The organism is Paenibacillus sp. EB106-05-06-XG162, from assembly GCF_058791655.1.
The window spans coordinates 20913-45682 of sequence record NZ_JBYTDT010000003.1 but is presented as its reverse complement, the minus strand read 5'-3'; the positions used below and the strand labels follow the sequence as shown (position 1 = coordinate 45682).

22 protein-coding genes, 1 pseudogene and 1 CRISPR repeat array (1 of these 24 only partly in view) are annotated in these 24770 nt (G+C 42.8%); of the genes and pseudogenes, 19 read left to right on the top strand and 4 right to left on the bottom strand.

The window, feature by feature from the left end:
• Window positions 1-1162: a CRISPR direct-repeat array (repeat unit 32 nt; unit sequence GTCGCTCCCTACGCGGGAGCGTGGATTGAAAC); it reaches 998 nt to the left of the window's first position.
• Between the two features lie 818 nt (window positions 1163-1980).
• From AC3WU2_RS08900 to AC3WU2_RS08880, 5 genes are all read left to right on the top strand, one after another.
• Complete coding sequence (locus tag AC3WU2_RS08900; RefSeq protein ID WP_492453319.1) at window positions 1981-2151, top strand: hypothetical protein; 171 nt, start codon at window positions 1981-1983, stop codon at window positions 2149-2151.
• 114 nt (window positions 2152-2265) lie between these two features.
• On the top strand, window positions 2266-3165 hold the full coding sequence (gene aepX / locus AC3WU2_RS08895) for a phosphoenolpyruvate mutase (protein WP_492453317.1): 900 nt from the start codon (window positions 2266-2268) through the stop codon (window positions 3163-3165).
• The gene (aepY, locus tag AC3WU2_RS08890) at window positions 3162-4292 is read left to right on the top strand and encodes a phosphonopyruvate decarboxylase (protein WP_492453315.1); all 1131 of its coding nucleotides are present in this window, start codon (window positions 3162-3164) and stop codon (window positions 4290-4292) included. The genes aepX and aepY overlap by 4 nt, the downstream gene beginning before the upstream one ends.
• A 28-nt stretch (window positions 4293-4320) precedes the next feature.
• On the top strand, window positions 4321-5439 hold the full coding sequence (locus AC3WU2_RS08885; protein WP_492453313.1) for a 2-aminoethylphosphonate aminotransferase: 1119 nt from the start codon (window positions 4321-4323) through the stop codon (window positions 5437-5439).
• The gene (locus AC3WU2_RS08880) at window positions 5439-6173 is read left to right on the top strand and encodes a YheC/YheD family protein (RefSeq protein ID WP_492453311.1); all 735 of its coding nucleotides are present in this window, start codon (window positions 5439-5441) and stop codon (window positions 6171-6173) included. Before AC3WU2_RS08885 ends, AC3WU2_RS08880 begins: the two co-directional genes overlap by 1 nt.
• A gap of 130 nt (window positions 6174-6303) precedes the next feature.
• Here the strand turns inward: AC3WU2_RS08880 and AC3WU2_RS08875 are convergent, their stop codons facing one another.
• A complete protein-coding gene (locus AC3WU2_RS08875) occupies window positions 6304-7185 on the bottom strand; it encodes a helix-turn-helix domain-containing protein (RefSeq protein ID WP_492453309.1) in 882 nt (293 codons plus the stop codon).
• A gap of 142 nt (window positions 7186-7327) precedes the next feature.
• Between AC3WU2_RS08875 and AC3WU2_RS08870 the strand changes: the two genes are divergently transcribed.
• Window positions 7328-8059: a ThuA domain-containing protein gene (locus AC3WU2_RS08870; RefSeq protein ID WP_018757266.1), complete on the top strand. Its 732-nt coding sequence runs from the start codon at window positions 7328-7330 to the stop codon at window positions 8057-8059.
• A 270-nt stretch (window positions 8060-8329) separates the two neighbouring features.
• Window positions 8330-9526, top strand: a complete 1197-nt coding sequence (locus AC3WU2_RS08865; protein ID WP_492453306.1) for a Gfo/Idh/MocA family protein — start codon at window positions 8330-8332, stop codon at window positions 9524-9526.
• 146 nt (window positions 9527-9672) lie between these two features.
• Here AC3WU2_RS08865 and AC3WU2_RS08860 read toward each other — a convergent pair whose 3' ends face one another.
• Together AC3WU2_RS08860 and AC3WU2_RS08855 are read right to left on the bottom strand one after the other, a co-directional pair.
• Window positions 9673-11274, bottom strand: coding sequence for a response regulator transcription factor (locus tag AC3WU2_RS08860; protein WP_492453304.1), 1602 nt, complete (start codon window positions 11272-11274; stop codon window positions 9673-9675).
• 21 nt (window positions 11275-11295) lie between these two features.
• Window positions 11296-13014, bottom strand: a complete 1719-nt coding sequence (locus AC3WU2_RS08855) for a sensor histidine kinase (RefSeq protein WP_492453302.1) — start codon at window positions 13012-13014, stop codon at window positions 11296-11298.
• A 307-nt stretch (window positions 13015-13321) separates the two neighbouring features.
• Here AC3WU2_RS08855 and AC3WU2_RS08850 point away from each other — a divergent pair, with 307 nt between their 5' ends.
• The 6 genes and pseudogenes from AC3WU2_RS08850 to AC3WU2_RS08825 all read left to right on the top strand — a co-directional run.
• Entirely contained in the window at window positions 13322-14941 is a 1620-nt protein-coding gene (locus AC3WU2_RS08850) for an extracellular solute-binding protein (RefSeq protein ID WP_492453300.1), read from the top strand.
• Between the two features lie 110 nt (window positions 14942-15051).
• Entirely contained in the window at window positions 15052-15960 is a 909-nt protein-coding gene (locus AC3WU2_RS08845; protein WP_492453298.1) for an ABC transporter permease, read from the top strand.
• A 16-nt stretch (window positions 15961-15976) separates the two neighbouring features.
• The gene (locus AC3WU2_RS08840) at window positions 15977-16891 is read left to right on the top strand and encodes a carbohydrate ABC transporter permease (protein WP_492453296.1); all 915 of its coding nucleotides are present in this window, start codon (window positions 15977-15979) and stop codon (window positions 16889-16891) included.
• A gap of 299 nt (window positions 16892-17190) precedes the next feature.
• Window positions 17191-18267 carry a lactonase family protein gene (locus tag AC3WU2_RS08835; RefSeq protein WP_492453294.1) on the top strand — a complete coding sequence of 359 codons (1077 nt, stop codon included), beginning with the start codon at window positions 17191-17193 and terminating at the stop codon, window positions 18265-18267.
• 24 nt (window positions 18268-18291) lie between these two features.
• Window positions 18292-18561: a hypothetical protein gene (locus AC3WU2_RS08830; RefSeq protein WP_492453292.1), complete on the top strand. Its 270-nt coding sequence runs from the start codon at window positions 18292-18294 to the stop codon at window positions 18559-18561.
• Between the two features lie 242 nt (window positions 18562-18803).
• Window positions 18804-19001 (top strand): annotated as a pseudogene (locus AC3WU2_RS08825) (RNA polymerase subunit sigma-70); the annotation flags it as partial.
• A gap of 547 nt (window positions 19002-19548) precedes the next feature.
• Here AC3WU2_RS08825 and AC3WU2_RS08820 read toward each other — a convergent pair.
• The gene (locus tag AC3WU2_RS08820) at window positions 19549-19713 is read right to left on the bottom strand and encodes a hypothetical protein (RefSeq protein WP_492453290.1); all 165 of its coding nucleotides are present in this window, start codon (window positions 19711-19713) and stop codon (window positions 19549-19551) included.
• A gap of 265 nt (window positions 19714-19978) precedes the next feature.
• Between AC3WU2_RS08820 and AC3WU2_RS08815 the strand changes: the two genes are divergently transcribed.
• The 6 genes from AC3WU2_RS08815 (at window position 19979) to AC3WU2_RS08790 (ending at window position 24757) form a co-directional block, all read left to right on the top strand.
• The gene (locus AC3WU2_RS08815) at window positions 19979-21514 is read left to right on the top strand and encodes a hypothetical protein (protein ID WP_492453288.1); all 1536 of its coding nucleotides are present in this window, start codon (window positions 19979-19981) and stop codon (window positions 21512-21514) included.
• A gap of 165 nt (window positions 21515-21679) precedes the next feature.
• Window positions 21680-22177 (top strand): hypothetical protein, encoded by a 498-nt coding sequence (locus tag AC3WU2_RS08810; RefSeq protein ID WP_492453286.1) that lies wholly within the window; start codon window positions 21680-21682, stop codon window positions 22175-22177.
• Window positions 22174-22446 carry a hypothetical protein gene (locus AC3WU2_RS08805; protein WP_492453284.1) on the top strand — a complete coding sequence of 91 codons (273 nt, stop codon included), beginning with the start codon at window positions 22174-22176 and terminating at the stop codon, window positions 22444-22446. The genes AC3WU2_RS08810 and AC3WU2_RS08805 overlap by 4 nt, the downstream gene beginning before the upstream one ends.
• Window positions 22447-22516: 70 nt before the next feature.
• Window positions 22517-22651, top strand: coding sequence for a hypothetical protein (locus AC3WU2_RS08800; protein ID WP_492453282.1), 135 nt, complete (start codon window positions 22517-22519; stop codon window positions 22649-22651).
• Between the two features lie 147 nt (window positions 22652-22798).
• Window positions 22799-23089 carry a hypothetical protein gene (locus tag AC3WU2_RS08795; protein ID WP_492453280.1) on the top strand — a complete coding sequence of 97 codons (291 nt, stop codon included), beginning with the start codon at window positions 22799-22801 and terminating at the stop codon, window positions 23087-23089.
• Between the two features lie 3 nt (window positions 23090-23092).
• Window positions 23093-24757 carry a recombinase family protein gene (locus tag AC3WU2_RS08790; protein WP_492453278.1) on the top strand — a complete coding sequence of 555 codons (1665 nt, stop codon included), beginning with the start codon at window positions 23093-23095 and terminating at the stop codon, window positions 24755-24757.
• Window positions 24758-24770: the final 13 nt, after the last annotated feature.

The following is a 24770-nucleotide window of genomic DNA, read 5'->3' as shown; positions in this document are numbered from 1 at the left end:
TGAGTCGCTCCCTACGCGGGAGCGTGGATTGAAACTACGTGGCCGGACGTGTCAAAGGTTTGTTTGCGGTCGCTCCCTACGCGGGAGCGTGGATTGAAACTATAGAAGGGGAGGAGTAAGTACATGAATCAATTAGTCGCTCCCTACGCGGGAGCGTGGATTGAAACCGGTACAGCCGAACAATCAAGCTATACCGGTTTAAGTCGCTCCCTACGCGGGAGCGTGGATTGAAACAGCGTAAAGGACGCACTGAAGATGACTCAGGGTAGTCGCTCCCTACGCGGGAGCGTGGATTGAAACATATCCAAGATGACATTAAAGTAAGCCCTGTTAGGGTCGCTCCCTACGCGGGAGCGTGGATTGAAACACTGCAGTACCGAGTGAAATCCCAAACCCGTAGGTCGTCGCTCCCTACGCGGGAGCGTGGATTGAAACGGTCTACTATCCAAATGCTGCTCAATCAAATAAGTCGCTCCCTACGCGGGAGCGTGGATTGAAACAAGACGCTCGAACCCCATTCCCGCCATTACCAGTCGCTCCCTACGCGGGAGCGTGGATTGAAACTACGATTTGATTGTTATCTTTTACAATCTGTTGGTCGCTCCCTACGCGGGAGCGTGGATTGAAACTAGCGTTTTGTATTGCCATTCCACTATCATTTTATGGTCGCTCCCTACGCGGGAGCGTGGATTGAAACATCCATACCGTACAACCTCCCAGATCCACTTGAGTCGCTCCCTACGCGGGAGCGTGGATTGAAACCGGAAGAGTACGTTAAGGCGCCGCAGCCGACGGAGGTCGCTCCCTACGCGGGAGCGTGGATTGAAACGATCAACTGTTGCTTAACAAGGTTGAAGTATACGTCGCTCCCTACGCGGGAGCGTGGATTGAAACTTGAATGTGTTTATTGTGTCGTCTTTCAGGTTGTACGTCGCTCCCTACGCAGGAGCGTGGATTGAAACTCAATCGCATTGGATTCTAAAGGAAATGTTTATGTAGGTCGCTCCCTACGCGGGAGCGTGGATTGAAACATGAATGTTGGCTCGAAGTTCAAGCCTAAAATGGTCGCTCCCTACGCGGGAGCGTGGATTGAAACGAAAGAGGAGTTACAGCAAGGGATTAACGACCTCGTCGCTCCCTACGCGGGAGCGTGGATTGAAATTTATGTCTTCGGTGGTCTGGGGGTTAATTAATTTGGTCACTTTTTACGGTAAGCATGTGTCATATATGTAATTACAAGAGGACAACCCTTCCAATGCATCCATCGAGGATACGCCAATAAGCTCACGAACATAGGAATGCAATTTTCTCTGTTCTCTTTGCAGCAGTCTTCCTGGAGAATTTTCCAGACCGTCTTGCTTCGCATGAACAATTGGAGAAGAGTGATCAGATTTATCAATCGATGGTCAACCTTCATGAGACGAATCTATCAAAACTTAATATGCTAGAGACCGACCTGATTTATGATTACCATAAACGTTTATGGCAGGACTAGGGCGGATTAATTTGTTTTTGAAATAGGGTATGCGGAACAATTCGAGGGACCCAAACAGCTTGTGGCTTAAGCAGATTTAGACCCAGGAGTGTACAATTCAGGAAAATATATCGCATCCAGCAATATGATTACCAAACAAGGTTCTAAGCGCCTTCTACCAATAACCTCGATACCAGTGGAGGCTTTTTGCTATACCTAAAAAATGTATACCAACAAACTTTCTTTTAACCAAGTAAGTACAAAAGCTTGAATAACATTAGGTTTTGGTGATTGCTGGTTGTATTGAGCATTCAAATTTGACTCGACGAAATGAATAACTCGATTGTTCGTGTTAGAGCTGAGAGGAACATTCTCCGTGAAGAGGAATGGTCAATTAAGGATGAAGGGTGGACTCGCCGCTCTTCACTTGATCAGACATTCTCAATATCTATCACAATCTATACTGAGGCAGAAAATTCAATCGTGAGTAGAAATGGATGATGAATATGAACAAACTCAAGATCGGGGTCATTGGGCTTGGCGGGATTGCGAATATAGGCATTCTGGCCAGTGAGGATGCGGTGACGATTGGTATGCCGAATATGAATCAATTTTCAGGTTGCTTAAGATGCCATCCAATATCGGAAACGTTCGCGTTAGAGAAGCCGAATGCTTAAATACGCAAGAGGGCGGTTCAGCGGACATGTAGCCTACAACAATTCGAATGAAACGGAATAAGTATATATCACAGATTAATGCATATCTCAACAACGACAGAGAGGATACAGCTGATGAAGAAAGCGTCACAATTCAAGCAAATCGTTCATTCACCACATTTGGATTTTTTGATGGAGGCCCATAATGGCTTGTCGGCGAAAATTGTAGAGGAGGCAGGATTCAAAGGGATTTGGGCCAGCGGATTATCCATTTCCGCATCATTGGGTGTAAGGGACAATAATGAAGCCTCCTGGACACAAGTTCTGGATGTTCTAGAGTTTATGAGCGATGCGACGACGATCCCGATTCTGTTGGATGGAGATACCGGATATGGAAACTTCAACAACGCAAGGCGATTGGTGAAAAAGTTAGAACAGCGTCATATCGCAGGCGTATGTATTGAAGATAAGTTATTCCCGAAAACGAACTCATTTCTTAACAGCGAGGCCCAGCCGCTTGCAGATATTGAAGAGTTCTGCGGCAAGATCAAAGCGATGAAAGATACCCAGCTTGACGACGACTTTATGGTTGTGGCGAGAGTGGAAGCCTTTATTGCAGGATGGGGTTTAGAAGAGGCATTGAAACGGTCAGAGGCTTATCGACAGGCTGGTGCAGACGCGATTTTGATGCACAGCAAAAGTTCGGATATTACAGAAATTGAAGCTTTTATGAATGAATGGGCCGGTAGACATCCGGTAGCGCTTGTACCCACTAAGTACTATTCCACGCCGACGGAGCGTTTTCAGGAACTCGGGGTCAATGTCGTTATCTGGGCAAACCATAATATGAGAGCATCCATTGCTGCAATGCAAAAGATATCCCAAAAAATTTATCACGAAAAGAGCATTGTTGATGTCGAAGGCAGCGTGGCCACTTTAGAAGAAATCTTCCGGTTGCAAGAGGCAGAAGAGCTTCAAAGAGCAGAAAAGAAGTATCTGCCTTCCATGGAAAACCTTTCAGGTGATCTTCAATGATCAATACCAAACGGTTCGGAGAGGAACTGCACAAATTAGGATTTTCTTTTTATACTGGGGTGCCGTGCTCATATTTGAAATACTTGATCAATTATGCGATCAACGAATGTGATTATATTGGGGCAGCTAACGAGGGAGACGCGATTGCCATTGCTTCGGGCGCCTATCTAGGGGGAAAAAGGTCCGTCGTTCTTATGCAAAATTCGGGACTAGCGAACGCTGTATCGCCTTTGGTTTCACTCAATCATCCGTTTCGGATTCCGCTTCTTGGATTTGTCAGTTTACGTGGTGAACCGGGTGTTCCAGATGAACCGCAGCATGAATTGATGGGACAGATCACAACGCAAATGCTGGAACTTATGCAGGTGGAATGGCAGTATTTATCCTCCGATTTGGAGGAGGCCAAGAATCAACTGTTACAGGCCGTTCACGTCTTGGATCAGAATCGGTCGTTCTTCTTTGTGGTAAGAAAAGAGACCTTTGAACAAGAAACGCTGCAAAAACAAGAACAATTCCTGATTTCAAATGAATCCAAACGGATAAAACGCGCAGAGGACCAGTTACCGTCTCGAATTGAAGCATTATCTTGCATTGATGCAATGAAAGACAAGGTTACGATTCAGCTTGCTACTACAGGAAAAACTGGTCGGGAGTTGTATGAAATCAACGATGATATCGGCAATTTCTATCTCGTAGGTTCTATGGGATGCGTTAGCTCCTTGGGACTGGGATTGGCGCTGACTCGTAAACAGAACGATATCGTAGTTATTGACGGAGACGGCTCCGTTCTGATGCGAATGGGATGTTTGGCGACAAATGGAGCGTATGGACCGCCCAATATGCTTCACATTTTGCTTGATAATCACGTTCATGACTCGACAGGGGGACAATCAACCGTGTCCGATCATATCGATTTTGTGGAGATCGCAGCTTCCTGCGGCTATAGAAAATCGAGCTACATTCATACCTTGAGCGAGCTGGAATCGTCCATAAAAGATTGGAAAAGAACAAAAGGATTGACATTCCTTTATATGAAAATTGTCAAAGGGTCCAAGGAAAAGCTTGGCCGACCTCACATGAAACCCTATGAAGTCAAAGAACGATTAAAGACGTTTTTGGATATGTAACCTTGAGGTCAACAAAGGGAGAATAATAATGACGCCCATCAGACGTAACATTTTGTTGAACCCCGGCCCAGCCACAACGACGAATACCGTGAAATTCGCTCAAGTTGTGCCGGATATTTGTCCCCGTGAAGAGGAATTCGGCTTACTAATGGAAGAAGTATCCTCGGAGTTGACTCGTTTCGTGACAGATGAGGATGGTTATACGACTGTTTTGTTTGGAGGTTCAGGCACAGCCGCGGTTGAATCCATCCTAAGTTCTGCCATCGGTGACGATACGGTGCTCATCATCAATAATGGTGCTTACGGAAAACGGATGTGCGAGATTGCCGAAGCCTACGGCTTGCATTACTTAGAATTTCCATGCCCTCCCGACCTGCCTATCGATATGATCGCACTCGAATCTATAGTCGGCTCTCACGCGATTTCGAATCTCGCTGTTGTCCATTTGGAAACAACGACAGGGCTACTAAACGACATCACTTCCATCGGAAATCTATGTAGAAGGCATAACATTGATTTCATTGTAGATGCAATGAGTTCTTTTGGTGCGGTTCCAATTCGAATGGCCGACATGAACATTAGTTTTTTGGCAGCGAGCTCCAACAAATGTCTTCAGGGTATGCCCGGCGTTTGCTTCGTCGTGGCTAATAATGAGAAAGTGACTGCACTAAAGGATAGAAAGCCCAGAAATTATTATTTAAATTTGTATGAACAGCACCGACATTTCGTAGAAACTCGTCAAATGCGGTTTACGCCTCCTGTTCAAACGTTCTATGCGCTTCAGCAGGCCATTATCGAATTGAAACAGGAAGGTGTCATAGAGCGGTATGAGCGGTATAAGAAATCATGGGAAACGATAATCGATGGAATTACGCGACTAGGCCTAACCTTTATTGTGAGTAAGGAACATCACTCCAAAATCGTAACGTCCATTGTCGAACCGGATTGCAGCGGATACGATTTTCAGGAGATGCACGATTATTTATATGATCAGGGTTTTACGATTTATCCCGGCAAGCTGGGTAATCGTAAAACATTTCGGATCGCGAACATCGGGGATGTCTCGCACGAAGATATGACAGCATTCTTAAAATCTCTTGAAAATTACCTGCGGACAATTGATTTCTTTCGAAAGGCAGATGAGTGATGAGCGGGGCAGAAAAAATTAGAAAAAATGAATTTATGAAGCAAGACGATCGGCTCAGGCCGCATATTCCTGTAACATTAAAGGCAACCCCAACAAATTTCAGAGAGCTGCTCGATAAATACAGCGATATCATTTTTAAACCGATTAACGGCAGTCGCGGCAGAAACGTCTATCGGGTAACATCACTTAGAAGCGGTCGATATCGCATTCATCATGAGTCTAACATTGTTCATGTGTATAGCAAAGAAGAAGTCTTCAATCGCATTCAGCTTCACTCCAGGACGCATGATTATTTAGTACAGCCTCGGATTAGACTTGCGAAGATAAATGGCCGGCCATTCGATTTGCGGGTCATTGTTCAACGCAAGAGAAACTCAAAAAAATGGAAAGTAACAGGTAAAGTTGCTAAGGTAGCAGGGAAAGGATATATTGTTACAAATATTACAAGAAGCGGGGGAACTGTTCGTAAAGTTCGGACTGCTATTCGACAAAGTTCACTACAACCTTCCAAGAAACGCAATTTGCTGCCCGCAATTAATCGACTAGCGGTCACAACAGCAAGCCGATTAAAAAAAATCTATCCAAGTCAACGTATTTATGGTCTCGATATGGGAGTGGATAAATCGGGGCATTTATGGATCATCGAAGCAAATAGACGGCCAGCCATGTCTCATTTTCTCAAACTGCGGGACCGCACCATGTATCGACGTATTCGGAGGTGGAAGTCTAAATAACAAATCGGCTATACCTCCTATATCTGTTTACTTAAAGAGGCTGTTGCAAAAGTTCGAATCAGAACTTCTGTCACAGCCTCGTTTGGGTATTTCAGCGTGAGAAAGTTGAGTTCTTCCAAGTCGGTAGGTATCAAATAAGCTCCCCTTTATACTCACTGGGTGACATACCCACATATTTCTTGAAGACCTTGCTGAAATAATAAGGGTCTTCTAGACCCACGAGATAACCAACCTCGCCGATACTTAGATGGGTGGCATCTAGCAATTCCTTCGCATGATTGATCCGAATTTGATTGATATATTTCGTAATCGTATGCCCCGTCACTTGGCTGAACACGCGATTCATATAGTCGAAGTTGCATGCGAATTCCTGCTCAATATCAGCTCCGGTAATTTTGCTCGCATAGTTCAAATGAATGAAGTCTAGCAGCGCATTCAGTTTGATTAAAGACTTCGTGTTCTTCTGATGGTTGCTCTGAAGCGCCGTCATCAAATATTCTCGCGATATCTCGATGTAGAGCTCGGATACGCGCATGGCTGTCAGCGTCCGGTTGTAAGAGCGGCCGTGATAGAGCTGCACCATCTCGCTTAGGACATGGTAGAAATGCTGGAGTCTTGAGCTCGTCACAAACCGAACATATTTCGGCAGATAGCAGATGGATGGTTCTATGGGCGTTCCGGCCCCGCCTTCCTCGAGAAGAATACGTCTTGCAAGAGTATGGAGATCCTCGACTTCAACGGATTGAATCTCTGGATGCGTAAAATGAATATAGTAATAGTCGCAGGCGTGCTTCGCCGTTCCCTCATGCTCAAGGTTCGGTTCCAGCATGAAGGAGTCGCCTTTTTTCAGAATATATTGAACGCCGTTCTCCTGGATATGCATCTCGCCGCTCTTCATGAAGTAGAGGATATATTCATTCACATTGCGTCTAAAATGACGCCACGGCGTCTTATATGATACATAACCGACAAGTTTGATCGTGGACAGTGTGTCCATAGGAATTGCAAGCATCGATACTCTCCTTCATTCATCCAAAAGTCGCTTTTGTACAAAAGTGTCTTGATCCGACATTCTCAATTATTCTATCACAACCTATACTAAGGTAGAAATTGTTATAGGTTCGTTGGATCACACTACCTTAGGAGGATTAATTATGGCACACATTCAAGTTACCGTATGGAATGAATATCGACATGAACGTCACAATGAAGTGGTAGCAGGTATTTACCCGGAAGGGATTCATAACGCGATTGCCAGCTATTTGAAAAAAGAAGATACATTCGAAGTGAAGACAGCTGTTCTGGATGACCCGGATCATGGGCTAAGCGATGAGACGCTCGCGAACACGGATGTATTGATTTGGTGGGGGCATATCGCTCACCAAGAAGTACGTGACGATATCGTTGAGAAGGTCCGCAGCAGAGTGCTAGACGGCATGGGATTAATCGTGCTTCACTCCGGTCATGCCTCCAAAATATTTGAGAGATTGCTCGGAACAAAGACAGGTGCGTTAAAATGGCGTGATGACGGCGAGAAAGAACGAATCTGGGTCATTGAGCCAGGTCATCCGATTGCGGAAGGGCTCGGCGAATATATCGAAATTCCAAAAGAAGAAATGTACGGCGAGCGCTTCGAGATTCCAGCACCGGACGAATTGGTGTTCATCTCTTGGTTCGAGGGCGGCGAAGTGTTCCGCAGCGGCTGCTGCTATCGCAGAGGCCAAGGGAAAATCTTCTATTTCAGACCGGGTCACGAGACCTTCCCTGTGTACCATCAGCCAGAAGTCTTGAAGGTGATCTCGAACGCAGTCCGCTGGGCAGCTCCAACGCAAGCGCCGAACGTGACTTATGGACGCGTAGATCCAATCGAGAAAATCGGAAAGTAGAAAATCTTCATAGGGACTGCCCAAGCTCATCCATCGATGACCTAAGGGCAGTCCTTTTTCTATATGGACCATAAAGTCATGCGAGAAATGATGATTGATTTCATCATTTATAGCGATTTTTTTGTTCTTTTTTTTGATGTAAAAGAAAATTTTTGTGACAAAATTGAAGGAATGAGGGGTGGTCATCAGGAATATTTTAGAGGATGAATCAGAGACCTAAGGGTCAGGTGGCCTTTGGGCATAATCATGAAGGCGATGGAGGAGATCAGCATGAAGTCGAAAATGAAAATCGGCGTGATTGGATTAGGCGGACGAGGCATCGGGATGATGCAATTAATGCTGCATATGGATGATATCGAAGTGGTTGCGGTCTGTGATCTGTATGAAGATCGCTGCGAGCAGGCGGCGAAAATCGTGGAGCAGTCGGGACAACCGCGTCCGATGACGACGAAGGATTATACAGAGATTGTAGAAATGCCTTCGGTGGATGCGATCGTGGTCACCACCTCGTGGGCGGACCATATCCATGTGGTGGTCGCCGCGATGGAGCATGGCAAATACGTGGCCTGCGAAGTTGGCGGGGCATATTCCATCCAGGAATGCTGGAAACTGGTTGAAGCCTATGAGCGCACCAAAGTGCCTGTCATGATGCTGGAAAATTGCTGTTATGGGCGAACAGAGCTGATGCTCCTGCATATGGTGCAGCAGGGCGTGCTTGGGGAGATTGTTCACTGTACAGGTGGATACATGCATGATTTGCGCTATGAGATCGCCTATGGCAAGGAGAATCGCCATTATCGCTTGAACAATTATATTCACCGCAACTGCGATAATTATCCGACACATCAGCTCGGACCGATTGCCCGCATCCTCGACATCAATCAGGGTAATCGGATGGTATCGCTCGTCTCCGTCGCGACCAAGTCGGCAGGGCTTCATGATTACGTTAAAAACGTGAAAAAGGACGAGAAGCTCGCGAAGGTGAACTTCCTGCAAGGCGACATTGTGACGACGACAATTAAGTGCGCTCGCGGCGAGACAATCACGTTGACGCTCGATACGACGCTGCCACGGTATTATTCGAGAAACTTCTCGGTTCGCGGAACGAAAGGCATGTACACGGAGGATAACGATTCGTTGTTCATCGAAGGCGTACATAACGAGTTCGAGGGGGATTGGCGAAGCCAATGGGGAAATATCGAGCAGTATCGGGAGAAATACGATCATCCGATCTGGGAGATGTATCAGAAGGAAGGCATCAAGCAGGGACACGGCGGCATGGACTGGCTAGTTCTACGAGACTTTTTCGACAGCGTGCAGCAAGGAACACAGACGCCGATCGATGTCTATGATATGGCGAGTTGGATGAGCATCTCGGCGCTTAGCGAGAGTTCCATCACCACGGGCGGTCAGGCGGTTGCGATCCCGGATTTCACGAATGGTAAGTGGATGAATACCAAACGTTAGGCAAGTGAGATGTGTATCGGAAAGCAGCTGCAACCCATTTGAAGAAGATGGTGCAACTGCTTTTTTTTCTTGCATTTTATCGTTTGGTGCGCTGTCGAAAAGCCGTAGCAAAAACAAGCTATAGTTTATTGCAAATAACAATTAACTTATTTTATGTCTGTGAAGTCTTTCTTATATTCATTCGGTGTACAGCCGACATCTTCTTTGAAGAGCTTGGAGAAATAAGAATAGTTCGAATACCCTACTTTTGTTGTGATTGTAAATAGAGGTAAATGCGTTGTTTCTAACAAATGCTTGGCAGCGGAAATTCGGACCTGAATCACATAATTTCCGAGGGAGATACCTGTTTCTTTCTTAAATAGCCTTGCGAGATAGTCGGGATGGAGATAGACGATTTCAGCCAGATTGTTGCGTGTGAGATCGTCACCGTAATGGGAATGAATATATTGCTTGATTTCGTCGACAACAGATTTGGGTTGTTCGGCGAAGTTCCTGTATTCCATCGCGGTATTCACTAGATAGGTAAGGTATTCCTCCATATCCTCGATCGAATACAAGGAATGCATGAATAATTGGTCATTGGTTTTCCCTGTGTATAATTTATGAGCTTGAATCCCTTTGTTTTTGAGAAAAGAATATACGAGCTGCACCATATCCAACCGGAACAAGCTAAGGCTCGAGGTTCCAAGCGAGTTACGATACAACATATCACTTAAATATTGGGTTGTTTCTTGCAGAAAAGCAGTGGATTTGTTCTGGTTCAACAGCTCTTCTAAATGGGCCAAGTTAGGAGGGATGTAGCCCACTTGATTTTGATTGTAATATTCTACGAAAAAAGTTTGATTTCGAGATTTCGTCATCTCTTCATTCATGGTTAACAATTGCTTGATGATCAGGCTGATTCCCTCAAGTCCTCTAGATAAGCCGACATTGCAGCAAACATCGCATTTCAGATATGGGTTCGCTTTCAGTATGAATGAAGAACAGAGTTCTTCAAGCATTTGTGAATCGGGGGAATGATCCCATTTGAATATGACGATCCAATTGTATTCTTTGTATTCTAATAGGGTCTCAATTGAAAAATAAGGGCTCTGAAATAGTTCATGCATCACATTGATCAGCGCATAATCGAAAAGTCCTTTTTCTTCTTTTCCCATGCTCCCAGCGTAAGGGAAGATATTGAATAATAAGGGCTGGAAGATATCAAACGGCTGATAGGACAGATTATTATCTTCGATAAAATTGAGTATCGCTGATGATTTCATCGGATAAGAGGTACTGCTATTGATGAGTTTACGCCAAAAATGTTCAACGATTTTTGGTTGATTTTTTTGCCAAAGCGTGCCTTCCTGTATCGATTTTTCATTTTGTTTATCTTCTTTTGCTCTTGTAACAGCTTTTTGAATGATAAGCATCAATTTATCAAATTCGATCGGCTTGAGGAAATATTCAAAGCTTTGCAATTCAATAGCCTTTTGCGCATAGTTGAAATCTGCGTAATTCGTCAGGAATATAGCTTGAACGCTGTAATTCTCTCCACGAATCCACGCCAGAAGCTCCAGTCCGCTTCCTTGAGGCATTTCAATATCGGAAATCAAAATTTGAACAGCATGTTTTTTGAATATTTCGCGTGCTTGAGCTACATTGTTAGCGGTATAAATGTTTTCAATCCCGAGTGATTTCCAGTCGATTTTTTGTTCGAGTGCGGATACGACAAAGTAGTCGTCATCAACAAGTAACACATTCATATACTGCTCCCCCATTCATAGTTACTTCGGTAGATCCGGAAGGTATAAGATGACGCAAGCCCCGCCACCCTCTATATTAGAGAAGCTGACTCTTTCTTTATTAAGATAGAGGTATTCGAGTCTCTGCAGGGTATTCATAATGCCGATATGTGTACCATCGCTTTGCTCTAGGTGCTGTCCTGCATTCAATTTCGCTAGGATGGCGGATGGAAACCCAGGGCCGTTGTCTGCAATTTGGATGACGGTCATTTCTTCTTCTATAATGCGATCAACTTTCAGTATGATATGGACTTCATGATCTCTTGAAACCGCATATTTCACCGCATTTTCGATGAAAGTCTGAAGTACAAGCGGTGGGATTTGCACATCACTAGCCTCATCAGCATGTTCAATTCGATATATAAATGCATTGCGGTAACGGCTTTTTTGAATTTCAAGATAGATTCTGACATGTTCAATCTCATCTTTCAGGTTTACGAAATTCTGATCATTCTGGAAGATATACCGAAAATATTTAGAGGTCGATAATGTCATATGTTCGATTTCCGCAAACATTTGCATTTGAGCCATACTGTAGATCGTCGTTAGACAATTCAGAAAGAAATGAGGTTTAATTTGGAGCTGCATATAATTCAGTTGTATGTTTTGCTTCTCTAACTCACGTTCGTAAATATCGATTTTATACTGTTTGATTTGATCAACGAGATGAAGAAACTGCTTATTGGCTTTCTCCAGTTCGATGATTTTGCTGCCTTTCATCTCCATCGGATCGCCGCCGTCGTTCCAGAAGGTGAGGTTATAGGAAAATGTTTTAATCGGCGTCAACACTTTTTTCTTAAAATAGAAGAGCAGGAAACAAAGATTGCAGGCGATAATAACAGCAAGAAGGACAATAAGCAGCTGGGCAATCATGATCTTCTCGAAGGCTCCGAATTGAATGACGAGCTTGACGTAGAAGGAAGCATTCGTGAATTCACCGTTTACGGTGGTTCTCGTCTGGACAAGATTCAGGAGCGTAGGCTTATCCGGCTGGCTGCTAATCGCTTTTCCATTGTTGGATATGGGACTCGTGATGTTCTGCTCGGACTCATCAATCAAGGAGACAAAACCATTCTCGCCAAGATTGATTTGCCGCAAAGGGGAAATGAGCTCATCCGCAGGGATCATGCTAATCATGTAACTGTTTTGATAAGGTACGATATTGATGATGTAATACGTGTTGTTCACTTGCATCGAAGTCCATCTGGAATAAAACTTCTCATATACATCTTGATCTTCGAGATGGGACACAACCTGTCTCTTGAGCTCTTTAAAATCTGAATAGGATAGGTTCATCGGTGAGCAATTCAGAAAAAGCTGCTGATTCTCTAAATAATAGAAGAAATTAAATTGCTGTTCATAGTTTTTTTGCAGTTCTGTAAATCGTTTGCGGATGTTCTCGTTCGCTTTTAGAAACTCGATGCTGTTCATGTCGCTGTGATTCATCGTCTTCATATTTTCATCGTTTGCAAGAGTCCATCCCATATAATGATTAATGTAGGAAAAATCATGATTAATGCGGTTGATATACAAATCGGCCGTGTCCTGTAAACTTCGAGTGGACTGTTGCTTCACGATGGAAATCGTAGCTACACTGATAATGAGGTCTAACAGGAGTACGATGAATGAGATTATTAAGATAATCTGGATATAATGCCGCAGGGGATATATTTTGCTGTTGGTATTTGTGCCAGATGTCACGACAACGCGTCCTTTCAAGTGGATCCATATTATGAATGCGCTTTATTGTTCCTGTTAAAAGTATTATAAAACTTCTGCATAGAAAAAACAGAGAGAGCGAAGTGATTTCACGTCAAAGTCTGAAAATCGCAAGGAAAAGTCTGAATACGACAACAGGTAATCATTGAATATGAATATGAGCTCTTTTTTTTGTTATGTAAGCGGATTCAGAAGTCTGAATAATGGCTTGAAAGTGTCTGAATTACCGAAACGAAAGAAGCTATGATAAAGATGTTCATAAATGAGAAATGTTGAGGGGGAATCGGGAATGGGCAAACAGCCACAAAAGCCTTGGTATCGAATAATTACCGCGCTTCTTCTTGTAACGGCATTGATTGGGAGTCTTGCGGCATGCAGTGGTGAGAAGAAAGAGGAGAGCTCTACGAAGACGAATACAGAGACGGAGACGGGCAATATGAACAAAGAAGGCCTGCCGATTGTGAAGGAACCGGTTACCTTAAAAGTATTGACCGTTCGTTGGGGCAATATGGGGGACACGTTTACACAGAATCAGTGGCTTAAAGACCTGGAGAAGAATACGAATGTGAAAATCGATTGGCAGGTCATGTCATCTAATGACTGGGCCGAACAGAAATCGATTATGTTAGCCAGCGGCACACTTCCGGACGTAGTGATCGGCAACCAGACCTTCTCAGATTCCGATATCGTTAATAACTTGAGCTACTTCCGACCCTTAGACGATTACATTGATCAATATATGCCAAATTTGAAAGCCGCGATGGAAGAAACACCTGATATGAAAAAGATCAGCACCTTCCCGGATGGGAAGATCTATTCGTTGCCTGCACGATTGCCATCTCGTCCGAAGAGTTCGCGCCAACCGGTCATTAACAAAACATGGCTCGATAAATTAGGGCTGAAGGCTCCGACTACGGTTGATGAACTTTACAATGTCCTCAAAGCTTTCAAAGAACAAGATGCAAATGGAAATGGCAAGCATGATGAAGTTCCTTATGTTGAAGCAAGTAATGACATGATCAGTCCATGGGGGATTGCTGATCTGAATACGAACTTCATGATCATTCAAGATGGAAAACCCGTATACTATCCGACCACAGATGCTTATAAAGAAGGTCTTAAGTGGGAGAGTAAATTGTATGCAGAAGGTTTGATTGACAAAGAAGTATTCACGCAGGACGACACGATGAAAATGGCGAAGTTCCAGAACCCGGATGCGCCAATCGTAGGTTTTACGTATCAATGGACACCGGATGCGGTATTCGGCAAATGGGGAGATCAATACGAGACCATTCCTCCGATTGCGGGTCCGGACGGTAAGCGCTATACGATCGGGAATCCAGTGGGGATGAATCTATCTCGTAACGAGTTCTTGATTACAACATCGAATAAGTATCCGGAGATTTCTGCACGGTGGGCAGATCAATTCTATACGAATGAAGCAAGTATTCAGAACTTCTGGGGTGCAATTGGAACCGTTATTCAGAAGAATGACGATGGTACGTATACGCTCATGGATCCACCAGCAGGTACGAGCGCAGATGCCTGGTACTGGGATCAATCGCTTCGTGATTTCGGACCGAAATATGTAAGTCCATCCTTCGAGAAGAACATCATTCTAAACCCGAAGGCGGGAGACGGTCTGAAATTACAACTGGATAAGCTGGGAAGCGATTACGTAACGACGCCGTATCCGAACGTGATGTACACGTCGAAGGAATTCGAGGAACTGCCGACCTTAACCACGGATATTGACACCTATGTGAATACGATGCGGGCCCAATTCATTACGAAGGGCAATATTGACGAAGGCTGGGATGCGTATGTCAAGCAGCTCAACAATATGGGTCTTGAGAAGTTAATCCAAATCCGTACGGATGCGTATAGTCGTTACACGAGCGTTAAATAATCATTGCTCTTTCTAGATGCCGCTTCGCAGCGTTTCCTGTGAGGCGGTATTTTTACAAGAATGTATGCCGCTATAGGAAGTTAACAGATATGAAGGAGGGGTATGTTCAAATGAATGCAGGGCGGACATTCGGACAGGTCAAACGAAATTGGGGACTGTATTTATTGCTGCTTCCCGCGGTGGTGCTTACGTTGTTATTCGCGTACAAGCCGATGTACGGGGTGCTTATTGCCTTTAAAAATTACAGCCCTGCGCTGGGGATTACAGACAGCCCTTGGGCGGGATTTAAGTATTTTGAGAAGTTTTTTAATTCCTATCAATTCTCAGCAACCATTAAGAATACGTTGATCATCAGCTTGTACAGCTTAATTACATTTCCAATTCCGATCATGCTGGCACTGGTGATCAATCATATGAGACCCAACCGGTTTCGGAGGTTCTTTCAGACGATATCGTACATGCCTCATTTTATTTCGACGGTTGTTATGGTCGGTTTGATGATGATTCTGCTCTCGCCAAGCACCGGGTTACTTGTCAATTTGTTCGGATTGTTCGGCAAAGAGGCGCCGGATCTGATGGGGTCTGCAGGTTTATTCAGCAGTGTCTATGTCTGGTCTGATGTGTGGCAGCATGTCGGGTGGGACAGCATTATCTTTATCGCCGCATTGTCTGCTGTAGATCCAAGTCTTTACGAGGCTGCGACCGTAGATGGTGCGAGCCGCTGGCATAAAGTTCGCTATATCGATATTCCGATGCTCATGCCGACAGCGATTACCTTGCTGATTTTACGCGTCGGTGGATTGCTTGGGGTTGGTTTTGAAAAGGTGTATCTAATGCAGAATGACCTAAATATCACCTCAAGCGAAATATTGTCTACGTATGTCTACAAAATCGGTCTGCTCAGCAGCCAATATAGCTTCTCTTCGGCGATTAACTTATTTAACACCGTCATTAACTTTATTCTGCTGATCTTGGTCAATCAATTGTCCAAAAAGGTTAGCGAAAACAGCTTGTGGTAGAAGGAGGGGGAACAACATGGAAGCTGTAACGAGTACGCGTGTAAGAAAAATAAAAAATAACCGATCATCAGATAGCGTTATGGAAGTGATCATATACGTATTTGCAGTAGTATTTCTGCTCATCTTGATTTATCCGTTGTATTTTATCGTCATTGCTTCATTCAGCGATCCCTCTGCCGTGGCAGGCGGGCAGGTGTGGTTGTATCCGAAAGGGTTCACGTTCGATGGCTACAGGGAATTATTGAAGCATGATAACATCTGGATCGGGTATCGCAATACCATTCTGTATACCGTCGTGGGAACCGTGATCGGGTTAGTTGTCAATATTTCAGCAGCTTACGCACTGTCGAGAAAGGACCTTGTCGGACGGAAGTTTTTATCGCTGTTTTTTATTTTCACGATGTTCTTCAGCGGCGGGTTGATCCCTACGTTTCTAACCATACGAGATTTCCATATGTATGATACCTTCTTGGTTATGGTCTTGCCTTTCTCCGTTATGGTATACAATATGATCGTCGCACGGACCTTCTTCCAGTCGAGTATCCCAGGAGATTTGTGGGAAGCAGCGCAGATGGATGGTTGCGGCAACCTGCGTTATTTCATTACGGTCGTTCTACCATTGTCTAAGGCCATTATCGCGGTACTCGGCTTATGGATTGCCGTCGGCTACTGGAATTCGTATTTTAACGCTTTGATTTATCTGAAAAATCCGAACCTGTATCCACTTCAGTTGATATTACGCAATATTCTGATCACCAACCAAATGCAGTCCGGGATGGGATCCGGCGAAGCCGCGCAAATCGCAATGCGTCTTGCTAACATGATGCGTTATTCCGTCATTATCGTTGCCACCGTTCCGATCCTTTGTGTATATCCCTTTGTACAAAAACATTTTAACCAAGGGGTGATGATCGGCGCAGTGAAGGAGTAGAAGCTTGCATAAATAAACCGGTAGGGGTAAGAAGTATTGAAAACAGCATGTGTGTTAGAGTTTGTTAATGGATGGGAAGCTTTGTTGTTCGGAAAATTGTTCTCCAAATTGAGATATAGTTCATACTATTAGGTCAATCAGATACATATCTGGTTGGCCTGTTTGAGCTGATTGAGGCAATGCTTTCTTTTAACTGATGTTATCGATAAGTTGACCTTCTTGATTTTCCTCCTGTATCAAGTGTAAAGTTATGAAACAGCAACATACATACTATCGATGTACTGAAGGAGGTTACCTCAATGGAACCACGCATGCTCGTATTCGTAGGATCCTATGCCGAAGCGGATGCTCCCGGCGTATATGTGTATTCATTTGACGAAAAGTCTGGATCGTTGACCCAGCTGGATGAAGTGTCGGGATTGAAAAATCCGACCTATGTAAATGTAGATATGGATCATCAAAGGCTGTATGCCATCGCCGAAAATGCAACGGAAGAAGGCAAGAAGATCGGAGAGGTCGTCAGTTACTCGATCGATACGGTGAGCGGTAAGCTGAATGTGATGAACCGCGCGAAGTCACTGGATGCTCCGCAATGCCATATTCAGCGGGACCAGCATAGCCGCTATCTGATCGTATCCAGCTATCATGGGGGATGCGTAGGGTTAGTCGCGCTTGAAGCGGATGGACAAGTCGGAGCGCAGCTCGACGTACAGCAGCACCACGGTCACGGGCCGCATCCGAATCAGAGTCAACCGCATGTGCATTCGGCGTTCTTTAGTCCGGACCAGCGTTACCTCTATGTGTCCGATCTGGGCATTGATCGCGTGAAGTGTTACACGATTGATTCCGATCGTAACGTTCTCGTACCGCAAGGAGAAGCTGCGGTTCCGGCAGGTTCAGGTCCGCGACATCTGACATTCCATCCGAATGGCAAATTCGCTTATGTGATTAACGAGCTTAGTTCCTCCGTGAGCGTCTTCGCTTATTATTCGGAATCGGGCGAGCTGAGCTTGATCGAGACCGTGTCCACGCTGCCGGATGATTACAGCGGCGAGAATGGCTGCGCGGAAATTGCTATTTCTGCCGATGGACGCTACCTATATGGATCGAACCGCGGACATGACAGCATCGTCGTCTACGAAGTTCATCCTGAATCAGGTACCTTGACGGTAAGCCAGCATGTATCGACCGAGGGCCGTCATCCGCGCCATTTTGCACTAACGCCAAGCGGGCAATATGTACTCGCAGCGAATCGCGACACGAACAATATTGCCGTATTCCGCGTCGATGCAGCGACAGGGAAGCTGAACTATACCGGGCAATCGGTTGAAGTTTCCAAACCGGTATGCGTCCAGCCGGTATATTGTAATGCCTAATTATATGAACGAAGAGATTGGTTGTTGTGCAAGATACGCCGTCGCCGTTTCAGTTCTCGCTGTGACGAAGTTCGACGTACAAGACGGCATGACACTGTAGTTACAGACGGTGTTATCGAAGAGGAAGGCCAAGTTCGCCATGTGCGGGCTTGGCTTTTTTCGTTGTTTGGGCGCTCCGGCGGGCCGCGATGTTCTAACGAATCGTATGAACGCTATTTGAGCAAATATGGGGTGATTTTCACGCTAACGAACTCCAGCGGCGTTATTGTGCTCAGAACGGACGATTTTGTGTAGTTTTGATGGGAATAGCGCTCGTGGAGTTCGTTAGAATTTTTCAGGGCATCATTCGGCGGAATAAGGCTTCTGGGATTCGTTAGCAGCTGCTCGCACGTTACAGCGCTTTTGGCCGACGCTACGGGGGAGCGCTGGAGGATACTATTTTCCCGCGTACAGGCACAGATAGGCTCCCGCCTACATAGAATGTAACGATCTCAGTCATTCGGATGGAGACCGTGCACGTCTTAGGAGGTGGAGTAATGCTTGGATTTTTGTCAACGATCGCCATGTTCATTAAGCAGCTTTCTCTGTTGGTATCCTATGTTAAAAATAACGCGTTCCCCCAGCCATTAACCGAAGAGGAAGAGATGAAGCATCTGCAGCAGATGGCGGAGGGCAATGCGTATTCGCGGAATATGCTCGTGGAACATAACTTACGGCTCGTCGCGCACATCGTCAATACGATATGAACACGAACTGATGTAATATGTAAGAGGAATTTTGAAGATTTTTTCTTTGGCGGACAAGTTATACTAACGATATTGGGCCTCTCAGATAAAAAGGATAACTGTCTGATTAGCAATGATACGATTCAATGGGGCAATATCAGCGGGTGTACCTTTACGGGACATACTCATGGTAATGCCTTTTCCTTTTACGGTTATTCTGAACCTGAGACGTGTAGACGCTACCCTAATCACTATCCAGCATCATATGAATAAGTGATGTATGCTTACGATGACTCAACATTGCAATCCCTCACATTGCATATTCTGTTGCGCACGCATGTGATTATTCGTCTGTTCCTTTCGAAGCAACACTGTGGTCTTCGGTAACTGTAGTGAAATATATGCTAGATGCATAGTTACCGAATCTTCTCGACTGTAGGTTTTTAGAGTTGAATCCAGCTTTCCAGTGGATTAGGTGGCACGAGATATTCGCACGCACTATTCCAAGCCCATGCACAAGACCGCGATACCGTTATACGCCCCATCGGACAAAAACTCACGGTCCCACCTCCTGGGATTGTGCCATAGCTGTGCTGCTTATCAACAAGCTGTTCATATCGATGAATCTCACCTCATCGATAGAATCCCATCCAATTTTAAGATGGGTATGATTCTGTAGTCCAAACTTCTCCATGACTTCCCTCACTAGTATACCTGCCATTCTCATTCATCTTTGTTTACACTGATAACTTACTCTTGTTGACAACGTAAAAACACCTCCATGTTTTATGACATATGCAATTTCCCTTGAAGGTGTTTGTCTCACGTTAAGGGGTATGGCTCATTAATAAAGTGATAAAGCGCATTAGTTAGTTGTAGATTGGTTAGAATATTTGAGATAAAAGGAAAATCAAGTAAATTGTCGAAATAAAGAATTAACTCAACTGATTAAAAAATCAAGTAAATAAACTATGAAGGTGATTTTTGTGATTGTAGACATCTTAGTAGGTATTTTAGGTAACACGGCATACGATACTTTGAAGAGATTATTTAAACAATTTGGTGTTAAAGAGGATCCTATAATTCAATTATTTATAGATTCTGTCAAGTCTACCTCGATTAATTTTTTTAAGACCTATGGTGATACATACGGGACTAGTCATAGTAGTTTTCTTTCAATAGAACAAAATTGGGAAGTGATACTTCAAACTGTATTTTATGGAGCTTGGGAGATAAACGAAAATAGTTTTGTTTTAAACGGATTAGGACTAAGTAAAAGTGATGCTTTATTCGGTGCGAAAAAATTCGTTGAAATGTTGAACATAGAAATGAGGAAAAACCAAACATTAGATAAGATCCTAACTGAAAAGAAACATATCATTGAAGAAGCTAGATACAGAAAGGAATCTGATCAAAAGCTTTCTGTAATAATGGATACGCTTAGCTCAAAGCAATTTTCTCATTCAAACTTTCCAACACTGCTCGTCGATCAGAAAATTAAGGATGAGTTGAAAATACTCTGCAGATCTCGCTTTTTTGCAGAGTACAATACAGTTCAGTCGTCTGTAATATTCGTACAAAAATTGATTGATGGAGAACTTTCTGGCGGAACTAATTCTGAAAAAAGTCGAGCATTGGCTTGGTGTGCACGCCTTTTATCGTCTAATGGGGAAATGGTTAAAGCTACAGAATGTCACGAACTTGCTAAATCTCTGGGAAATTGTCCTGAAATCGATATTGCGAAGTCTCTCATCATTTCGAATAATGGCGACAAGAACTTAGCTATGAGTACTCTAGCTGGAATAGACTTACCTATATCTCGATCTGTTTGTCTGTTTGTTGTAATTCATCATGAGGGGGCTGAGAGAGCCATTGACTGGCTTGAAACAGTAGGGTTATCAGCTAAAGATTTGGACCCATATGGTAAATACTTGCTTTTAATGCAGTGTATTAACCTATCCAATTGGGATACAGCAAATCAAATTATAGATATGCTAACCGTTGAGGATTTGGAAGAGTGTCCAATCCTTCATCATATGCGCGGAGTATATTATCTCCAAAGTACAGTCCCGTCCGAATGGCGATCATCTGTATTCAATCAGATACCTTTTCAAGCTGTAGACTTTCCACTTGCTGCGGATTCAACTGCGATCCATACTCGTCGGTTAGCACAAACTTGTTTTACTGACGCTGCAGCAATTGCGAGTCAACTGAATTGTTTCGGTACAGCAGCAATAGACGAGGAGTACGCACTTTGGCTCGAACTGAGAGACCCTGATAACTGTGATTATGGAAGGAGAAAACTTGAGTCCAAACTTCATGATCCTAAAACTGCACTTCGCCTTGTTCGTCTTGCCGTTCAATTTAAAATCAAATTGGATTTGAAAGCTGTTGAGAAGGAAATTGAACGTCAAATTGCACTTCATGGTGGAATTACACAAGATGCAGCGTTTGCCCGTTTTGCTCTAGTTTTTACGAAGAAGACCCCAGATGAAGCTGTGAATTATATTACCCGACACTAACTTGTCCAGTTTTCATGCATTCGTTTGGTACCAAGGTTTTTCTTTAAAGGATCCCCATATTAAAAAGGATGTCACACCTTTAATATTATTAAGTTACAACTACCAATTGGTAGTTGTAACTATTCGGTTTTAGCAAAAGCCTATGCTAATTCCAGGTGATGTGCCTTGGAATTAAAAAAAGGGGAAGTTTACTGGTTCGAGCAACATAGGGATGAAGCATTAAAATTTTTATGTGGAAAGAAAACTGAAAAAGAATTAATGGATTTCCATGAAAATAATAAATCAATATACAAATTTACATTGCGTGCGTTACAACAGATGGAGATGAGATATCTTAGTTTATTTTTAATGAAATTATCAAAAAAAGAACATCGAAGGTTATTTTTAATGGATCCTGATTTTTTGGGACTAAATTATAAAGAACTTGAAATGATTCTTGCTGTCTCAGCAAATAAAATAAATAAATTCCGAAAATCTGAAAATAAAACAGATGAATATGGATATCGTTTTCTGATACATGTAGCCTTAATTTGCAGAGTGCCCTTCCATTGGATAGTAATGGATAAAATACAATCAAATTATGAATGTGATCCCATTCTTTATATTGAGATTCCCACATTAACGAAAAAAAGTTTATTAATTATTTGGATTGCAATTTATTGAATCCAAGACGAAGTGTTGAAGGAATTGCCCTCGTAATTGGTAATTATGAAATTCGCATTAGAATGGAAATGAAATACGGGCAAGTTAGTATTGAAGTTCTAAATGGTTTCGAGTGCCAAGATGCAAAGGAAGTTTTCGAAAAAGTTTTGGAACCATATTCACCTTTAAAGGGGATGATGTCTACAGTCATCATTGGAAAAAAAAATTTTGGATACATTGTGAAAAATAAGGATGAATTGTTTACAAAACCACTCTATTTTAATCAATGACTGCCAATTGGTAGTTCAAAATTTGTATAGATAAAATTTGTTAAACCTCCTACTAAAGGAGGTTTTTTTGTTGGAAGAAAAACGGAAACGAGTTTTAGAACTAATTGAAAAATGGTTGAAGGAAGAGGAGGAAAATGGAGAAAAACTCGACGGGGAAGCCACAGAAAATAGAAAAGGAGTTGATGTCGAAAAAGACGAAGAATAGCGCAACAGAAGCAAAGAAAAGAGTAATCCAATTTATCATCAGAAAACTCCTTTTCGAACCGACTGAGTGAAGTCGGTTTATTTTTTAATTTATTGGGAAAAGTATTAATGCGAACAAACGTTCCTAATGATAAAAAGAGGTGTTTAAATGAAACGCGGGAAAGCAATCTTAACGAAGTTAGGGATTCGTTATCAAAGTGAATTGTATTCATGCCGGCAAGCAATCAGTGATCAATGGTTTGCAAAGGTTGATGAAGTCGGAGAAATTGAAATTGAGATATTTTATTATCCAAATAATATGGAAAGTATTTTTTTGGAATCTGGATCTGGTTGTATTGATTGTAATAAATTGCAGCCAAAGAGAATTTATGCGGATGATGAAAGGGAGTATCATAATCGTCTTAAAGAAATTCTTATTCTTAGAAAGAATGGTAAATAACAAATGAAGGCAGCGATATATGCAAGGGTCTCAACGGGTATTCAAGTCGACGGAACGAGCTTAGATGTGCAAGTACAGTTGTGTGTTGAAAAAGCAAACGATCTTGGCTTTACACTTGATAAAATCATCATTTATCGCGAAGAAGGTGTAAGCGGTGAAGATTTAGAAAGATCAGCTTTAAATAAAATGAGGGCTGAAATATCTAATGGTGCTATTTCACATATTGTAGTTACTCATCCTGATCGACTTTCTAGAGATCTTACGGACAAGCTTTTAATCTGTAAAGAATTTGAAGCAAATAATGTTAACCTTGTTTTCGTAGATGCTGAATATAAGACCACGCCTGAGGGGATGTTGTTTTTTAACTTGATGAGTGTAATTGCACAATATGAGCTGCAGTTGATTAAAAAACGAACTGTACGTGGCAGACTTCGCGCTGTAGAGAAAGATAAAAAAATTATGCCAATGCGTGTTGCCCCGTTCGGATATGATTTTATTAATCAAACACTTGTGATTAATGAGAATGAGGCTGAAGCTGTTCGTAAGATTTATGAATGGTATGTATTAGAACATTTAACGCTTCGGCAAATTGGCGAAAAGCTAGTTCATCAAGGTGTTGTACCTAAGCGAAGGGAAAGTAAGTGTTGGAGTGCAAGTTCCATCCTGAGAATTTTGAGTTCAGAAGTGTATATCGGAAGATATTACTACAATAGAAGGAAGTTTAAAAAATTGAGGGGAGAAAAAACAAAAAACGGTACTCCAAAAAAGTCTTATGAATTTAGGCCATCTGATGAATGGATCCTTGTTGAAATTGAGCCAATCATTGATGATGTTATGTTTAAATTAGCTCGTGATCAGAAAGAAAAAAACAAGAAACTTTCAGGAAATAAAAAGTATGAGTATCTTCTTAAGTCAAAGTTAAAGTGCGGATTATGTGGTAGAACCTGGGACTGCACGACCTACTCGGGGAGAGTCGATAAAGAATCGGGAAAAAGATCTAAATATTCTTGTTATCGGTGTCCCAATCATATTCCTAGACAATATGGAGAGGGTGTTGAAAAATGTCCTTCAAAAACAATTAGAGCAGGGCTTCTTGATCAATATATTTGGAAGTTATTAATGGAGGTTTTATCTAATCCGGAAGATTACATAAATCAATATAAGGAAACCTCAGTAGAGATAATTGATGAATTGGTGAATACAATTGATTCACTAGAAAAAGAATTATTGATAAAAGCGAGGGAAATTGAAAAAATAAAAACTTTATTTAAGAGTGATGTAATAAATGAACAGGAAATGCTTTCAGATTTTTCCAAAGTAAACTCCAATCGTGAAGCGATTCAAAATGAAATTGCGAAATATAAGAATCAAATTAAGTTATTTCATGAACAGGAACTATCTAATGAGAAAATACAGGGTGTGTTGGATAAGATCCAAGAGTTCATTGATAATGAAGGTTGTATTTTATCGTTGAGCCAAAAACGGTACATTCTTGACAACTTGGTTGATGAGATCGTAATTAAGTATCAAAACGAGGAAGTTATCTTAACGTTAGTTGGGCACTTGAGTGAGTTATCTAATATGGAGGGGATATTCTATCAGAAGAAATTTCAGCTTACTCAAATAAAACCTAGAAATGAAAAAGTGATTGTTGAACTGTCTAATTAGAGGGGGCGTTTTC

Excerpts from the sequence above, each read along its gene's own strand:
- AC3WU2_RS08900 (WP_492453319.1), top strand. The coding sequence starts at position 1,981 with ATGAACAAACTCAAGATCGGGGTCATTGGGCTTGGCGGGATTGCGAAT.
- aepX (WP_492453317.1), top strand. The coding sequence starts at position 2,266 with ATGAAGAAAGCGTCACAATTCAAGCAAATCGTTCATTCACCACATTTG.
- aepY (WP_492453315.1), top strand. The coding sequence starts at position 3,162 with ATGATCAATACCAAACGGTTCGGAGAGGAACTGCACAAATTAGGATTT.
- AC3WU2_RS08885 (WP_492453313.1), top strand. The coding sequence starts at position 4,321 with ATGACGCCCATCAGACGTAACATTTTGTTGAACCCCGGCCCAGCCACA.
- AC3WU2_RS08880 (WP_492453311.1), top strand. The coding sequence starts at position 5,439 with ATGAGCGGGGCAGAAAAAATTAGAAAAAATGAATTTATGAAGCAAGAC.
- AC3WU2_RS08875 (WP_492453309.1), bottom strand. The coding sequence starts at position 7,185 with ATGCTTGCAATTCCTATGGACACACTGTCCACGATCAAACTTGTCGGT.
- AC3WU2_RS08870 (WP_018757266.1), top strand. The coding sequence starts at position 7,328 with ATGGCACACATTCAAGTTACCGTATGGAATGAATATCGACATGAACGT.
- AC3WU2_RS08865 (WP_492453306.1), top strand. The coding sequence starts at position 8,330 with ATGAAGTCGAAAATGAAAATCGGCGTGATTGGATTAGGCGGACGAGGC.
- AC3WU2_RS08860 (WP_492453304.1), bottom strand. The coding sequence starts at position 11,274 with ATGAATGTGTTACTTGTTGATGACGACTACTTTGTCGTATCCGCACTC.
- AC3WU2_RS08850 (WP_492453300.1), top strand. The coding sequence starts at position 13,322 with ATGGGCAAACAGCCACAAAAGCCTTGGTATCGAATAATTACCGCGCTT.
- AC3WU2_RS08845 (WP_492453298.1), top strand. The coding sequence starts at position 15,052 with ATGAATGCAGGGCGGACATTCGGACAGGTCAAACGAAATTGGGGACTG.
- AC3WU2_RS08840 (WP_492453296.1), top strand. The coding sequence starts at position 15,977 with ATGGAAGCTGTAACGAGTACGCGTGTAAGAAAAATAAAAAATAACCGA.
- AC3WU2_RS08835 (WP_492453294.1), top strand. The coding sequence starts at position 17,191 with ATGGAACCACGCATGCTCGTATTCGTAGGATCCTATGCCGAAGCGGAT.
- AC3WU2_RS08820 (WP_492453290.1), bottom strand. The coding sequence starts at position 19,713 with ATGGCAGGTATACTAGTGAGGGAAGTCATGGAGAAGTTTGGACTACAG.
- AC3WU2_RS08795 (WP_492453280.1), top strand. The coding sequence starts at position 22,799 with ATGAAACGCGGGAAAGCAATCTTAACGAAGTTAGGGATTCGTTATCAA.
- AC3WU2_RS08790 (WP_492453278.1), top strand. The coding sequence starts at position 23,093 with ATGAAGGCAGCGATATATGCAAGGGTCTCAACGGGTATTCAAGTCGAC.